Below are 13,409 nucleotides of genomic sequence, written 5' to 3'. Positions count from 1 at the left end.
GACCGCGTCCGCTGCTGCCCCCACCAAGTCGGCACCCTCGCCCAAGCCATCCTCACCCTCGAACACGAAGCAGGATGAAAAAGGCTCATTGAAATTGCGGCGCCGTCAGTCCAGTCGGATGTCGCGCAGGAACCAGGTGAGTGCGAAGGCCACCAGCACCACGCAGCCGCCGACGAAGAACACCGTGTCCATCGAGCTGGCGAAGCCCTCCAGGACCGGCCGCGCCAGGCGCGGGTCCAGGCCGTACAGGAACGACGTGTCGTTGATGTCGATCCCGGCCGCGCCACCCGACTGCAGCGCCTCGGCGAACGTCCGGTTCACCGGGTTCGCCAGCACCTCCGGGTCGCGCAGCGCGGCGGTGAACTCCGGCGTGGCGAACGCCGCGCGCGTCGAGTCCGCGATCCGCCCGCCGACCGTGCTGAACAGCACCGACAGGAAGGCCGCCGCGCCGACGGTGCCGCCGGTCTGCCGGAACAGGTTCACCGACGCGGTCGCCACGCCCATGTCGCGCGAGGTGGCGCCGGTCTGCACGACGAGCGTCAGGGTCTGCATCAGCATGCCCAGTCCGCCGCCCATGATCACCGCCGTCAGCCCCACCTGGACCAGCGAGGTGTCCACGCCGATCAGGCTGAACAGGAACAGCGCGGTGGCCATGAACGCGGCGCCGACGATCGGGAACACCTTCAGCCGGCCGGTCTTGGAGATCAGCTTGCCGACGACGCCGGTCGACACCATGATCCCGGCGGTCATCGGCAGCAGCATCATCCCGGCCTCGGTCGGGTTCAGGCCCTTGACGATCTGCAGGTACAGCGGCACGGAGCTCAGCCCGCCGAACATGCCGATGCCGACCAGGAAGTTCAGCAGGTTGCCCATCCGGAACGACGGCTGCCGGAACATCCGCAGCGGCAGCAGGGCCTCGGCACCCATCCGGTTCTCGGCGAACACGAACAGCAGCAGGCCGACCGCGCCGATGCCGTACATGGTCAGCGAGGTCGACGACAGCCAACCCCACTCGCGGCCCTGCTCGGCGACGGTCAGCAGCGGCACCAGCAGCACGACCAGCGCCACCGCGCCCAGGTAGTCGATGCGGTGCCGGACCCGCTCGGTGGCCACGTTGAGCACCTTGGCGACGACGGCCAGCGCCGCCAGCCCGACCGGCAGGTTCACCAGGAACACCCAGCGCCAGCCGTCGATGCCGAGGAAGCTGTCCAGGCCGGCGAACAGGCCGCCGATCACCGGGCCGATCACGCTGGCGGTGCCGAACACCGCCATGAAGTAGCCCTGGTAGCGGCTGCGCTGCCGGGCGGGGACCATGTCGGCGATGATCGTCAGCGCCAGCGACATCAGCCCGCCGCCGCCGAGGCCCTGGATGGCGCGGAACGCGGCGAGCTCGTAGATCGAGTTCGCCATCCCGCACAGCAGCGAGCCGGCCAGGAACAGCGAGATCGCGGTCAGGTAGAGGGGCTTGCGGCCGTAGATGTCGGAAAGCTTGCCGTACAGCGGCGTGGTGATCGTGGCCGTGATCAGGTAGGCCGTGGTCACCCAGGCCTGCGCGGTCTGCCCGTGCAGCTGGTCGGCGATGACCCGGATCGCCGAGCCGACGATGGTCTGGTCGAGCGCGCCCAGGCCCATGCCGAGCATCAGGCCGGTGATCACGGTCAGGATCTGGCGGTGGGTCAGTGCGGGTGCCGGGGCCTGCGCCGGGGGCACAGCCGTTTCCGACATGGCTTTCCCTTCCAGGGGTTGCTCCTCGGGATGGGCCGGCGTGCGAGGCCGGCGGGAGCGCTGCGGCACGAACATCCCCAGAAATTTGCTTGCAGCACTCAACTAGTTGGCGCGGTCAAGCATGACCTCGGATGAAATGCGAAGCAACTTCGTTTCCTGTGCCCTGGACCACGTCAGCGCCGTCGCGACGGCCGGGCCATCCCCAGCGTCGTGCCGTCGGCCCGGCGGAGCACGACGACCGGGGCCGTCGCGGCGTGCTTGCCGCTGCCCGGCGTGAACCGCTCGCGCGGCGAGCGCGGTTGGTAGAACCAGGCGAGCTCGGTCCGCGCCCGCGCCACCGCGCGCCGCCGGCGCAGCTGCCTGCAGATCGCCGGGGCGAGCACCACCAGACCGGACATCGTCGCTACCGCCATCCACCAATGCATCCCCGCTCCCTTCCTCGGGAGGAGGAATGGCGCTCGGCCCGGCTCGTGATGCGACGGCCATCGATATCCCCCGAATGGCCCAGCGAAAATTCAACACATGTTGATTTTTTGGCCATCGGCGAGCTACCTTGCTCCCAACGGCGAGGGAGGTATGCGATGAGCACCCTGGAGACCCGGACCCTGCTCGACCTCGGCGAGATCGGCGCCGGCGACGGCGAGCTCGTCGGCGGCAAGGCCGCGAACCTGGGCGAGCTGTCGGCGGCCGGCTTCCGGGTGCCACCCGGCTTCTGCATCAGCACGCGCGCCTACGACGAGGTCTGCCGGGAACCGGCCGAAGACCTGCTGGACCGGCTGCCCGGCTCGGCCGCCGAGATCCGCTCCCGCCTGGCCGGCGCCGAGCTCCCGGCCGGGCTGGCCGCCGCGATCACCGCCGCCTACGCGGAACTCGGCCCGGACGCACCGGTGGCGGTGCGCTCCTCCGCGACCGCCGAGGACCTGCCGCACGCCAGCTTCGCCGGCCAGCAGGACACCTACCTGAACGTCGTCGGCGAGGAGGCTCTGCTGGACGCGGTGCGGCGCTGCTGGAGTTCGCTGTGGACGGACCGGGCCGTGGCCTACCGCGCCGCCAACGGCATCGACCACCGCACGGTGCGGCTGGCCGTCGTCGTGCAGCGCATGGTGGACGCGACCGCGGCAGGCGTCCTGTTCACCGCGAACCCGGTCACCGGGCGGCGGTCCGAGGCCGTGATCGACGCGAACACCGGGCTCGGCGAATCGGTGGTGTCCGGCGCCGTCACACCGGACCACTTCGTGGTGGAGTCCGGCCGGGTCACCGCGAAGCGGCTCGGCGACAAGCCCGCCGGCATCCGGCCGAAACCCGGCGGCGGCACGGAATCCGTTGCGCAGCAGGCCGATCTGCCGTCGATCACGGAAGACCAGGCCGCGGCGCTCGCCGCGCTGGGCGCGGAGGTGGCGCGGCACTACGGCGCGCCGCAGGACATAGAGTGGGCCATCGACGGCGACGGCACCGTCTGGCTGACGCAGTCGCGGCCGGTCACCACGCTGTTCCCGCTGCCCGCCGAGCCGCTCGGCGGCCTGCACGTCTACTTGTCGATCAACGTGGTGCAGGGCGTCTACCGGCCGATCACGCCGCTGGGCGCGGCGACGCTGGCGCTGATGCTCACCAACCTGATGCGCAACATCGGCATCCCCGCCGAGGGCCACCGCCCGAAGCTGTGGCGACAGGCCGACGGCTGGCTGTTCGCCGACATCACCGGCATGACCCGCGGCCGGATCGGCCGCGCCATCGGCCCCCGGGTGTTCGCGGTGGCCGAAGCCCGCACCGGCAAGGTCTTCGAGTCGCTGCTCGACGATCCGCGACTTCCCCTGAACCCGAAGATCCCGTGGCCGCTGCTGCGCCGGATCGGCGGAATCCTCTTGCACACCAAGGCGCCCATCGGGCTGGCGCGCACGCTGCGCGATCCCGCGCGCACCCGCGAGCGGCTCTTCGGCATGGTGCCGGAGATCCGGGCGGCCCTGGCCGCCGACGAGCCGTCGTCCGCGCGCGAGCGGCTGGCCGCGGCGCGGCGGGGCATCGCGGAGGTCGCGGTCCCGCGCATCGCGCAGATCCCGCCGCGGATGCTGCCCGTCCTCCTCCTCAGCCGGCTGCTGCCGAAGCTGGTCGGCCGGGCCGCCACCGCCGAGGAGGTGCAGATCGTGCTGCGCGGCATCCCGCACAACGTCACCACCGAGATGGACCTGGAGCTGTGGGGCATCGCGCAGCTCGCCCGCCGGGATCCCGGAACCGCCCGGCTGTTCGGCGAATCCTCCCCCGACGAACTCGCCGCGCGCTACCGGCACCGGACGCTGCCCACCGATGTCCAAAGTGGACTCAGTGACTTCCTGGCGCGCAACGGGCACCGGACGGTGGCGGAGATCGACGTCGGCGTGCCGCGCTGGTCGGAGGACCCGACGCACGTGCTCGGGCTCGTCTCGAACTACGTGCGGACGGGCGAGAGCGGGCACGACGCCGACGAGCAGTACCGGCGTGGTGTGGCCGAGGCGGAGCGGACGGCCGCCGAGATCGTGTCCCGGCTGCGGCGCCGGAACCCGCTGCGCGCACGGGTCGCCGGGTTCGTGGTGGACCGGGTGCGGCAGCTCGCCGGGCTCCGTGAACTGCCGAAGTACTGCATCGTGCTGGCGATCGCGAACGCCCGCCGCCACCTGCAGGCCGTGGGCGAGGAACTCGCCTCGAAGGGCCGCCTGGAACGCGCGGACGACGTGTTCTTCCTGGAATACGAGGAGATCGACGCGGCCATCTCCGGCGCCGACCACCGGGATCTGGTGGCCCGGCGCCGCGAAACGCACGAGAGGGAGCTGCGGCGCCGGAACCCGCCGCGCGTGCTGCTCTCGGACGGCACCGAGCCCGAGGCGGCGCTGCCGGTGGCGACGGTCGACGGCCAGTTGGCCGGGACTTCGGCTTCGGCGGGCACCGTGACCGGGACGGCGCGCGTGGTGCACGATCCGGTCCGCGCGCAGCTCGCGCCCGGCGAGATCCTGGTCGCGCCGTCCACCGATCCGGGCTGGACGCCGCTGTTCCTGACCGCGGGCGGCCTGGTGATGGAGATGGGCGGGCCGAACTCGCACGGCGCGACGGTGGCCCGGGAGTACGGAATCCCCGCGGTGGTGGGCGTTCCCGACGCCACCACCCGCATCGCCGACGGCCAGCGGATCACCGTGCACGGCTCGGCCGGAACCGTCGAGCTCGCCTGACGACGATGGCCCCCGCCGGTTCGGCAGGGGCCATCGAATCGTCATCGGGGGCGCCGTCGGCGGAAGCGTCCGCCGGTGCAGCGGTGCAGTCGATCGCGTTCTTCGGTTGTCGACGTCCGGTGTGGCGGGCGCGGTCAGGCGCCGAGCTGGTTGACGCCGCCGAGCGGGCCGTGGCTGACGACGTCGTTGACCTTGTCCAGCGCCGTGGTCGGGTCGGTCTTGCCGACCGGGAGGCCGGCCAGGCTGCCCAGCGGGCCCTGCGGGCCGGTGAGGCCGCCGAGCGCGTCGCCGCTGCGGGACAGCGGCAGCTGGCTACCGGCAAGCGGGGTGGTGGACGCCACGCCGTGGACCGCCTCGCCGACCATGTCGACCTCCTGCTGCGCGGGCTTGGTCTGCGGCCCGCCCGGCAGCGCCGAGTCCGCGCCGACCGGCAGCAGGTCGTTGGCCGGGCCGCCGGAGCGGGCCACGGGCGCGACCTGCAGGGCCGGGACGACGTCGCCGACCGGCGTCGCCCCGAGCGCGCTGCTCGGGTCGAGGCTCTTGCCGCCGGTCACGCCGCCGAGCGCACCGGTGACGCCGCCGAGCGGGTCGCCGCCGCTGCGGCCGGCGAGGTGCTCCTCCACCGGGACGACGTCGCCCACGGTCTGCTGCGCGGAGTGCAGCGTGCCCCCGAAGTGGTACGCCGTCTGCGCGAGGTTGTTGTCCGTGGGCAGCTCCGCGGGCAGCTGCGGGGTCTCGGCCGCGTTCGCGGTAGCTGCGAAGCCGACCGCGCCGGCGCCGCCGACCAACACAGCGGCCGCTGCGGTAAGGGTGCGCTTCATCGCAATGCTCCTCTCTGCACAGGCCGATTCCTGTGCGCCGGGCCGGAGATTACGGAAGGATCACCCACCACCATTCAGCGATCACATAAGTGGGAAATGTGGACAATCAGTGATCGTTTCCCGCTAAATAACTTCACTTTCGTGTACATGACGCGGAAGTGATTACTGGCCGATCCCCTCCGTCGATGCCGACGGCAACCGGCACGCCCGCTCGGCCCGCAGCGACTCGACCGCGTCGGCGAACTCCGCGTAGGCCTCGCTCTCGCTGTCGAACCGCCGGTACCGGCCCACCCGCAGCTCCACCGACTCGTACTCGCGCTCCAGCGCGTCGCCGGCCTGCTGGCACGCGGCCGACCGGTCGCGGTACTTGGCATGCCCGGCGAACGCCGCCGCCACCGCCACCAGCAGGCACAACGCCACCGCGACCCACCGGAAGTCCACAACGGACATCGATGCCGCCGTCGCGGTCGCGGCGACGATCGAGCCGCCGATGACCACCGTCTGCAGGACGTTGTCCTTCCAGCGGTCCCGCCGGGCCTCGCCCCGGTAGCGCTCGATGAGCTCCGGCAGCTGCGCCCGGTAGCGCTTGTGCGCCCCCAGCAGATCCCCAGGCCCCAGTTCGTCCAGCAGGTGCTCGCGGTGCGCGTACTCCAGCGCGCGGAGTTCTGATTCCACCGCGCGAACCTTAAAGTGCTGCTGGTAGAGGAATTTCGCCGACACCGCCAGCGAGGCCAGTGCCAGCGCGAACACGATCGCGGCGGGCAGTGCGGACGTCCATAACCACAGCGCGGCCGCGGCCGCGCCGATCAGCAACAGGTTGCCCGGCACCGCCCAGACCAGCAGCAGCCGCTGCACCAGCCGCGCCCGGTAGTGCTCCTCGGACCGCTCGGCGATCCGGCGCTCCCAGTCCGCCGGCCGGCCGCCCCCGGCGAGCACCCCACCGCCGACGATCCCGGCCGCATCCACTCGCTCCATCACATCGATCCCTCCAGCGCGTTAATGCGATCGAAGTAGCTCCCGGAGCACCACGACAATCGGCCAGGAGGGTGATGATCCATTCGGCCGATCGGTCCACTGCCGGATGTGCCGGGTGATCGTCGCTGAGTTCGCGCGGCGCTGCACGATCGATAACGCGCAGTAATAACAGCGAATGCTGCCGCGTCCGACGCCGTGGGCGGTTTCCTGGGCCTGCCACTCTGACAGCGGCGCCGGCCGGCCGGGGGTGCACTACCGGTGCGTCAGCTCGGCGTCCACGGTGCGGTAGAACTGCTCCGGATCCACCGGCTGCCCGGCCACCTCGATCTGGAAGTGCAGGTGCGGCCCGGTGGATTCGCCCCGATCGCCCATGGTCGCGATCTGCTCCCCGGCGCGCACCTGTTCCCCGACCTCGACGAAATCCTCGTCGATGTGGCCGTAAATCGAAACGACGTCGCGGCGGTGCGCAATTCTGATCCACATGCCGTATCCGGAGGCCGGGCCGGAATCGATGACGATGCCCCGGGCGGCGGCGCGGATCGGCGTGCCGATGTCGTTGGCGATGTCCACGCCGTTGTGCATGGTGCCCCAGCGGCCGCCGAAGCCGCTGCTGATCTCGCCGTCCGTCGGCGATACCCACGCCTCGTCCGACTCGTCCGCTGGCGCGGGCTTGGCGGGCGAGCGCGCGGCGAAGTGCGCGGCCAGGCCGGGCCTGGGCTTCGGGGGCTGCCGGTGGGCATCCTGCACAACCGGGGCGGCAAGGGCTCCTGCGGTGCAAAAAGCGCCGCCGAGGAGCAGGCCGGTCAACACGGCGGCCGCGGTCTTCTCTCGCATTGCCATTGCGCTTTTCCACTCCTCCCGCCGCCGCGGTATTCACGCGGCGGCCGGGCCGAATTCCGCACCTGATCGCCGGTCATTCGAATCCGGCAGGCGAGCGGTTCCGGGCAAGATTGGAGCCGAACTGCGGCGGAAATGCATTGGGAACTGGCTCAATGGCATGAAGGATGGGCAATTCACGGTGTCCCGCACGCAGGTGTCGGCGAATCCACCACAAGGAATCGAAGCCGACACCGAGCGTCCACAGTGGTCACAAGTCCCGGTGAACGGCGCGTGGCCCGGACCCGAAGCCCCTTCACCCGACCACGGAGGGTGTCGGGCGCGTCCGTTCCGCCCGGTCACCTCCCCGGTCGGCACACCACCCGACTGGCAGACACTCGATCGAGTTAGAAAGGGGCCCGCGCGGCGGTGCGGGTAGCAGCCCCGGCCGCCGGGTGCGCGACCGCGAGCCTCCCGGACCGCCCGGGAGGCTCGCGCCCGGTCACTTCGGCTCGACGAACTGGACGTCGAGCTGGATCTTCACCACGTCGCCGAGCAGCGCCTCGCCGGGACCGAAGTTGATGCCGTAGTCGCGGCGGCGGATCTCACCGTTGGCCTCGAACCCGGCGTGCCGGCTGCCGTCGGGGAGGTCCTGCACGCCGCCGAACTCGACGTCGAAGGCGATCGGCCTGGTCACCTCGCCGATGGTCAGCTCCCCTTCGAGGGTCCAGTCCTCGCCTTCGCCGCTCAGCCGGGTGGAGCGGAAGGCCAGCGTCGGGCGCTTCTCGACGTCGAGCAGGTCGGGGGCCAGCACGTGCGCGTCGCGGTCGGCGTTGCCGGTGTCGATGGACGCGACGGCGACGGTGGCGTTGATCGCGCTGCCGTCGAGCGTCCCGCCGACCACCAGCTCGGCGTCGACCTCGGCGAAGCGGCCCCGCACCTTCGAAACCCCGAGGTGGCGGATCGCGAAGCCGACCGAGGAGTGCAGCTGGTCCAGTGCCCAGCGGCCGGTCTTCAGGGGCAGTGCGGTCGTTTCAGTCGTCATGGCTCGAACCTGCCCGGCTCGCCGCCGCGGAGGGAGACCGCGCTGAGACTGTCCCCGGCAGGGCCACCACCGGCGCGCCGCGGGCAGGTAGGTTCCGGTCGTGCGCGACAACGAGTTCGGGGCCTTCCTGCGCGCCCGGCGGGAGGCCATCACCCCGGCCGAGGTGGGCCTGCCCACCGGGCCCCGCCGGCGGACGCCCGGGCTGCGGCGCGCCGAACTGGCCACGATCGCCGGGATCAGCGTCGAGTACCTCACCAGGCTGGAGCAGGGCCGGGACCGCCACCCGTCCCCCGAGGTGCTGGGCGCCATCGTCGACGCCCTGCGGCTGTCCACCGAGGATCGCGAGCAGCTGTGGCTGATCCTCGGCCACGACAAACCGACCGCGCTGTGCCCGCGGGTGGCCGAGCCGCCCGGCCAGGCCGTGCGCCCGAACGTGCAGGCGATCCTCGACCGGCTCGAACCCGGCCCGGCACTGGTGATCAACCGGGTCTGCGACGTGCTCGCGTGCACCGGCGGCTACCGGCGGCTGGCGGGGCCGCTCGGCGTCCTGGACACCGATGCGCCGAACCTGCTGCGCTACGTGTTCACCGACGACCGCGCCCGCGTCGCGCATCCCGAGTGGGCGCGCATCGCCGACGGCCTCGCCAACTTCCTGAAGCTCGGGTTCCGCGTCGACGACCCGCACTCCGCGGGCCTCGCCGCGGAGCTGACCGCTGCCGCCGGGGCGTCCTTCACCAGCCGGTTCGAGACGCCCGCGGCCGTGCTCCAACGCACCGGCGCGGAGCGCTGGGTGCATCCCGAGGTCGGCGAGCTGCTGCTGGACTTCGAGATCGTGGAACTGCCGGACGCCGACCAGCGGATGATCATCTACCTGCCTGCCGACGAAGCGACCTCCGCGGCGCTCGACCGCCTCGACGGCCGCCAGCCCGGCGCCCTCCGGGCGGTCTCCGGCTGACCTGCTCGTGAGTGCCGAGTCCGGTTCTTACCCGGACTCGGCACTCACGAACGCCACTCGCCCGGCGAGAGCGTGAGGACGCCCGGGATCGCGGCGAAGGCGTGCCGGGCGCAGTCGACCAGGTCGTCGCGGGTGTGCGAATCCTCCCGCGCCAGCCACCTCTCCATCGCGCAGTGGAACGCGGCGACCAGCAGGTCCATCACGAGGCGGGCGCGCACGTCGGCCTGATCGGGCAGCCCGAAGCGGCGGTGCAGGGTCTCCATCGCGGAACGGGTGGTCCGGCCGCAGAACTGCAGGCCGTGCGCGTCCATCGACGGCGTCGCGGCGGCCAGCCGCCTGCTGAGCAGCACCCGCTCCGCCCAGCCTTCGGCGGGCATCCGCTGCAGCGCCGCGAGCAACGCGTCCTGCCCGGCCTCCAGCAGCGGGCGGTCGTCCGGCTCGCGGGTTTCGAGGTCGGCCAGGAACTCCGCCCAGAGGTCTTCGGTCGGTGCCAGCGCCACGTCTTCCTTGCAGCCGAAGTAGCGGAAGAACGTGGTCTTGGAAACCTCGACCGCCTCGCACAACTCGTCGACCGTCGTGGCGTCGAAGCCCTGCTCGGTGAACTTCGCCAGGGCGGTGTCGATCATCGCCTGCCGGGTGCGCAGCTTCTTGCGCTCGCGCAGCGAGACGGGGCGGGACGGGGCGCTCATCGCGGACAGATTACCCGAGCCCTAGTGTAACTCGGAAACTTATGGTACTCAGTTACATAAGTTACTGGATCACTTTCATGCGAGGGACCATGCGCGCACTGCTCGTCGACCGCTCGGCACCCGGCGGCCTCCGCCTCGGCCAGGCCCCGGACCCCGTTCCCGCGCCGAACCAGGCGCTGGTGCGGGTCACGGCGACCTCCCTGAACTACGGCGAAGTGCGGCACATCCTGGAGGAATCCCCGGACGGCAGCGTCCTCGGCTGGGACGCGGCGGGAATCGTCGAGCGCGCGGCGGCCGACGGCTCCGGCCCGGCCGAAGGCACGCCGGTCGTCACCCTGGCCCCGGACGGCGCATGGGCCGAACTCCGAGCCGTCGACACCCACCTGATCGGCACCGTCCCGCGGGGCGCCGACCTCGGCGCGATCAGCACCATTCCGGTGGCCGGCGCGAGCGCACTGCGCGCGCTGCACCGGATCGGCCCGATCCTCGGCAAGCGAGTGCTGGTCACCGGCGCCACCGGCGGGACCGGGCGATATGCCGTGCAGTTGGCTCGGATGGGCGGCGCGCACGTCACCGCCTCCACCGGGAATCCGGCCGCGCACGGTGCCGGGTTGCGCGCGCTCGGCGCGCACGAGGTGGTGTCCAATCCGGCCGAATCGGCCACAGTGGACGGTGTGGTCGACCTGGTCGGCGGCGAGCAGCTGGTGGCCGCCCACGACCGGCTCGCCGAGGGCGGCACACTGGTGGCGGTCGGGCACACCACCGGCAAGGGCGAGAACTTCCCGTTCGGCGCGCTCTTCGGCGCTCCGGAGCGGCACGACCGCACGATCGCCACGTTCTTCCTGCTCCGCTGCACCGGCCTGGCACCGGATCTGACCTGGCTGGCCGAGCGCATCGCGACCGGCGACCTGGACCCGCAGGTGTCCTGGCGCGGCGCCTGGGACCGCGCCCCGGAAGCGATCGAGGCGCTGCTCGGCCGGACCCTGCACGGCAAGGCGGTCCTCGAAATCTCTTGAGGGCCACGTAGGTTCGTTGCCATGGCGAGGAAGATCGTGGTAATCGGGGCGGGCATCGTCGGGGCATCGATCGCGGCGCAGCTGCCCGAGGACGTGTTCGTGCGCTGGCCCGAGCAGCACGTCTACGCGCGCGACCACGGCGATCGCCTCGGCACCTCCGCCCGGACCGCTTCGCCGGTCAGGACCCGGCGGACCTCGAAACCCGGGCCCTGCGGCTGTACCGCGACATCTACGCCAGCCTGTGACCCGTGTGTGTTTTGTGCTGCTATAGCAGCACAAAACACACACGGCCCGGCTCACCAGGTCTCAGCTCGCGGCGGCCATCACGGCCCGCAGGCTCGACGCGATGACCGAGACATCGATCCCGACCGCCCACGCAGTGCCCTCCGCCGTGCGGTACTCCAGGTACGTCGCGGCGCGCGCCGCGCGTCCCGGCTCGATCGACTGCTGGACGAGGTTCACGATGTCCACCGTCCGATCGTGCTCCTCCAGCACCTGCACCAGCGCGGACACGGCACCTTCCGCGGTCACCTCGTGCGTCGTGGCCTCGCCGCCGACCTCCATCGTCGCGGTCAGCCGGTCACCCGACGGCCCGTGGTTCACCGACCAGCCCGTCAACGCGATCGACGGGTCCGGGTCCTCCAGGTAGGTCGTGGCGAACAGCTTCCACAGCGTGGCCGCGTCCACCTCCGCGCCGGTCGCGTCGGTGTGCCGCTGGACCACCTGCGCGAACTCCGCCTGCAACCCGCGCGGCAGGTCCAGCCCGTGCTCGGTCTGCATGAGGTAGGCGATGCCACCCTTGCCGGACTGGCTGTTCACCCTGATCACGGCCTCGTAGTCCCGGCCGACGTCGTGGGGATCGATCGGCAGGTACGGAACTTCCCAGCGGGCTTGGGATTCCGGGACGCCGCTCTCCCGCGCGCCCAGCGCGTGCCGCTGGAACCCCTTCCGGATCGCGTCCTGGTGCGTTCCCGAGAACGCGGTGTAGACGTAGTCGCCGACGTACGGGTGCCGTTCGTGGACGCCGATCCGGTTGCAGTGCACGACTGTGTCCCGGACCGAATCGATGTCCGACAGGTCGATCATGGGGTCGATGCCCTGCGAGTACAGGTTCAGCGCGAGCGTGATCAGGTCGACGTTCCCGGTCCGCTCGCCGTTGCCGAACAGGCAGCCCTCGACGCGCTGCGCACCGGCGAGCACCGCCAGCTCCGCGCACGCGACCCCGGTGCCCCGGTCGTTGTGCGGGTGAACCGACAGGATCACGTCGTCCCGCCGGGCGAGGTTGTTGCTCAGGTGCTCGATCTGGTCGGCGTAGACGTTCGGCGTGGCGACCTCGACCGTCGCGGGCAGGTTGATGATCACCGGGCGGTCCGCGCTCGCGTCCCACAGGTCGATCATCATGTTGCAGACCTCGATCGCGAAGTCCGGCTCGGTCAGGTTGAAGACCTCCGGGGAGAACTCGTACCGGATCCCCGGCCGGTCCCCGCCGCAGCGGAGCACGTCCTCGCCGGCCTTCCGGATCAACTCCCGCAGGTCGTCGCGGCCGCTGCGCAGCACCGCGTCCCGCCACAGCGGCGCGGTCGGGGTGTACATGTGGACGACGACCCGGTCCAGGCCGGCGATGGATTCGAAGGTGCGCTCGATCAGGTCCCGGCGGGCCGGGGTGAACACCGCGACGGTGACGTCGTCCGGCACCAGGTCCGCCTCCGCCAGCAGCCGGACGAAGTCGAAGTCGGTCTGCGACGCGGACGGATATCCGACCTCGATCTCCTTGTAGCCGATCGAGGTCATCATCTCGTAGAACCGCCGCTTGCGCGCCGGGTCCATCGGTTCGGCCAGCGCCTGGTTGCCGTCGCGCAGGTCGACGGGAACCCACAGCGGCGCTTGCTCGATGCGGTTGCGCGGCCAGGTCCGGTCGATCTCGGGGACGGCGACGCGGTCGAACGCGCTCCGGTAGCGGTGGTGCGGCATTCCCGACGGCTGCTGCGGGTTCCAGCGCGCGGCGATGTGCGGGGAGGTCATGTCTTGCCTTCCGGGGTTTCGGACGGTCTCCACCGGCGCGCGGCAACACCCCGCGACAGGGGGCGCCGGTCCGGTCAGCCCCTGCCGCGGCCGCTAAGGCCGCGAGCTCCCAACCACATGACAGGCAACGTACAATAGGTCAGGTCCT

11 protein-coding genes are annotated in these 13,409 nt (G+C 71.4%); 3 read left to right on the top strand and 8 right to left on the bottom strand.

Annotation, left to right across the window (positions count from 1 at the left end):
- Positions 1–105: 105 nt before the first annotated feature.
- Complete coding sequence (locus AC07EQ_RS38890) at positions 106–1,725, bottom strand: MDR family MFS transporter (protein ID WP_478392813.1); 1,620 nt, start codon at positions 1,723–1,725, stop codon at positions 106–108.
- Positions 1,726–1,898: 173 nt separating this feature from the next.
- A complete protein-coding gene (locus AC07EQ_RS38885) occupies positions 1,899–2,138 on the bottom strand; it encodes a hypothetical protein (RefSeq protein ID WP_478392812.1) in 240 nt (79 codons plus the stop codon).
- A 168-nt stretch (positions 2,139–2,306) separates the two neighbouring features.
- On the opposite strand from AC07EQ_RS38885, the gene AC07EQ_RS38880 reads away from it, so the two are divergent.
- Entirely contained in the window at positions 2,307–4,922 is a 2,616-nt protein-coding gene (locus AC07EQ_RS38880; RefSeq protein WP_478392811.1) for a PEP/pyruvate-binding domain-containing protein, read from the top strand.
- A 134-nt stretch (positions 4,923–5,056) separates the two neighbouring features.
- Here the strand turns inward: AC07EQ_RS38880 and AC07EQ_RS38875 are convergent, their stop codons facing one another.
- From AC07EQ_RS38875 to AC07EQ_RS38860, 4 genes are all read right to left on the bottom strand, one after another.
- A complete protein-coding gene (locus AC07EQ_RS38875; RefSeq protein ID WP_478392810.1) occupies positions 5,057–5,743 on the bottom strand; it encodes a hypothetical protein in 687 nt (228 codons plus the stop codon).
- A gap of 162 nt (positions 5,744–5,905) precedes the next feature.
- Positions 5,906–6,718, bottom strand: coding sequence for an SLATT domain-containing protein (locus AC07EQ_RS38870; protein WP_478392809.1), 813 nt, complete (start codon positions 6,716–6,718; stop codon positions 5,906–5,908).
- Positions 6,719–6,970: 252 nt separating this feature from the next.
- Positions 6,971–7,558 (bottom strand): M23 family metallopeptidase, encoded by a 588-nt coding sequence (locus AC07EQ_RS38865; protein WP_478392808.1) that lies wholly within the window; start codon positions 7,556–7,558, stop codon positions 6,971–6,973.
- Between the two features lie 478 nt (positions 7,559–8,036).
- Positions 8,037–8,579: a YceI family protein gene (locus AC07EQ_RS38860; protein WP_478392807.1), complete on the bottom strand. Its 543-nt coding sequence runs from the start codon at positions 8,577–8,579 to the stop codon at positions 8,037–8,039.
- Positions 8,580–8,679: 100 nt separating this feature from the next.
- Between AC07EQ_RS38860 and AC07EQ_RS38855 the strand changes: the two genes are divergently transcribed.
- A complete protein-coding gene (locus AC07EQ_RS38855; RefSeq protein ID WP_478392806.1) occupies positions 8,680–9,534 on the top strand; it encodes a helix-turn-helix transcriptional regulator in 855 nt (284 codons plus the stop codon).
- 44 nt (positions 9,535–9,578) lie between these two features.
- On the opposite strand, the gene AC07EQ_RS38850 is transcribed toward AC07EQ_RS38855, so the two are convergent.
- On the bottom strand, positions 9,579–10,223 hold the full coding sequence (locus AC07EQ_RS38850) for a TetR family transcriptional regulator (RefSeq protein WP_478392805.1): 645 nt from the start codon (positions 10,221–10,223) through the stop codon (positions 9,579–9,581).
- Between the two features lie 77 nt (positions 10,224–10,300).
- Between AC07EQ_RS38850 and AC07EQ_RS38845 the strand changes: the two genes are divergently transcribed.
- Positions 10,301–11,239, top strand: a complete 939-nt coding sequence (locus AC07EQ_RS38845) for a zinc-binding dehydrogenase (protein ID WP_478392804.1) — start codon at positions 10,301–10,303, stop codon at positions 11,237–11,239.
- A 306-nt stretch (positions 11,240–11,545) separates the two neighbouring features.
- Here the strand turns inward: AC07EQ_RS38845 and AC07EQ_RS38840 are convergent, their stop codons facing one another.
- Positions 11,546–13,261 (bottom strand): 2-isopropylmalate synthase, encoded by a 1,716-nt coding sequence (locus AC07EQ_RS38840; protein WP_478392803.1) that lies wholly within the window; start codon positions 13,259–13,261, stop codon positions 11,546–11,548.
- Positions 13,262–13,409: the final 148 nt, after the last annotated feature.

Source organism: Saccharopolyspora sp. NPDC045839 (assembly GCF_056431645.1).
Note: the sequence above shows the minus strand (reverse complement) of the source record. Positions and strands in the feature narration are given on the sequence as shown.

Bases quoted from the DNA above. Each gene is read 5' to 3' on its own strand.
- AC07EQ_RS38890 (WP_478392813.1), bottom strand. From the start codon at position 1,725: ATGTCGGAAACGGCTGTGCCCCCGGCGCAGGCCCCGGCACCCGCACTG.
- AC07EQ_RS38885 (WP_478392812.1), bottom strand. From the start codon at position 2,138: ATGGCGGTAGCGACGATGTCCGGTCTGGTGGTGCTCGCCCCGGCGATC.
- AC07EQ_RS38880 (WP_478392811.1), top strand. From the start codon at position 2,307: ATGAGCACCCTGGAGACCCGGACCCTGCTCGACCTCGGCGAGATCGGC.
- AC07EQ_RS38875 (WP_478392810.1), bottom strand. From the start codon at position 5,743: ATGAAGCGCACCCTTACCGCAGCGGCCGCTGTGTTGGTCGGCGGCGCC.
- AC07EQ_RS38870 (WP_478392809.1), bottom strand. From the start codon at position 6,718: ATGGAGCGAGTGGATGCGGCCGGGATCGTCGGCGGTGGGGTGCTCGCC.
- AC07EQ_RS38865 (WP_478392808.1), bottom strand. From the start codon at position 7,558: ATGGCAATGCGAGAGAAGACCGCGGCCGCCGTGTTGACCGGCCTGCTC.
- AC07EQ_RS38860 (WP_478392807.1), bottom strand. From the start codon at position 8,579: ATGACGACTGAAACGACCGCACTGCCCCTGAAGACCGGCCGCTGGGCA.
- AC07EQ_RS38850 (WP_478392805.1), bottom strand. From the start codon at position 10,223: ATGAGCGCCCCGTCCCGCCCCGTCTCGCTGCGCGAGCGCAAGAAGCTG.
- AC07EQ_RS38845 (WP_478392804.1), top strand. From the start codon at position 10,301: ATGCGAGGGACCATGCGCGCACTGCTCGTCGACCGCTCGGCACCCGGC.
- AC07EQ_RS38840 (WP_478392803.1), bottom strand. From the start codon at position 13,261: ATGACCTCCCCGCACATCGCCGCGCGCTGGAACCCGCAGCAGCCGTCG.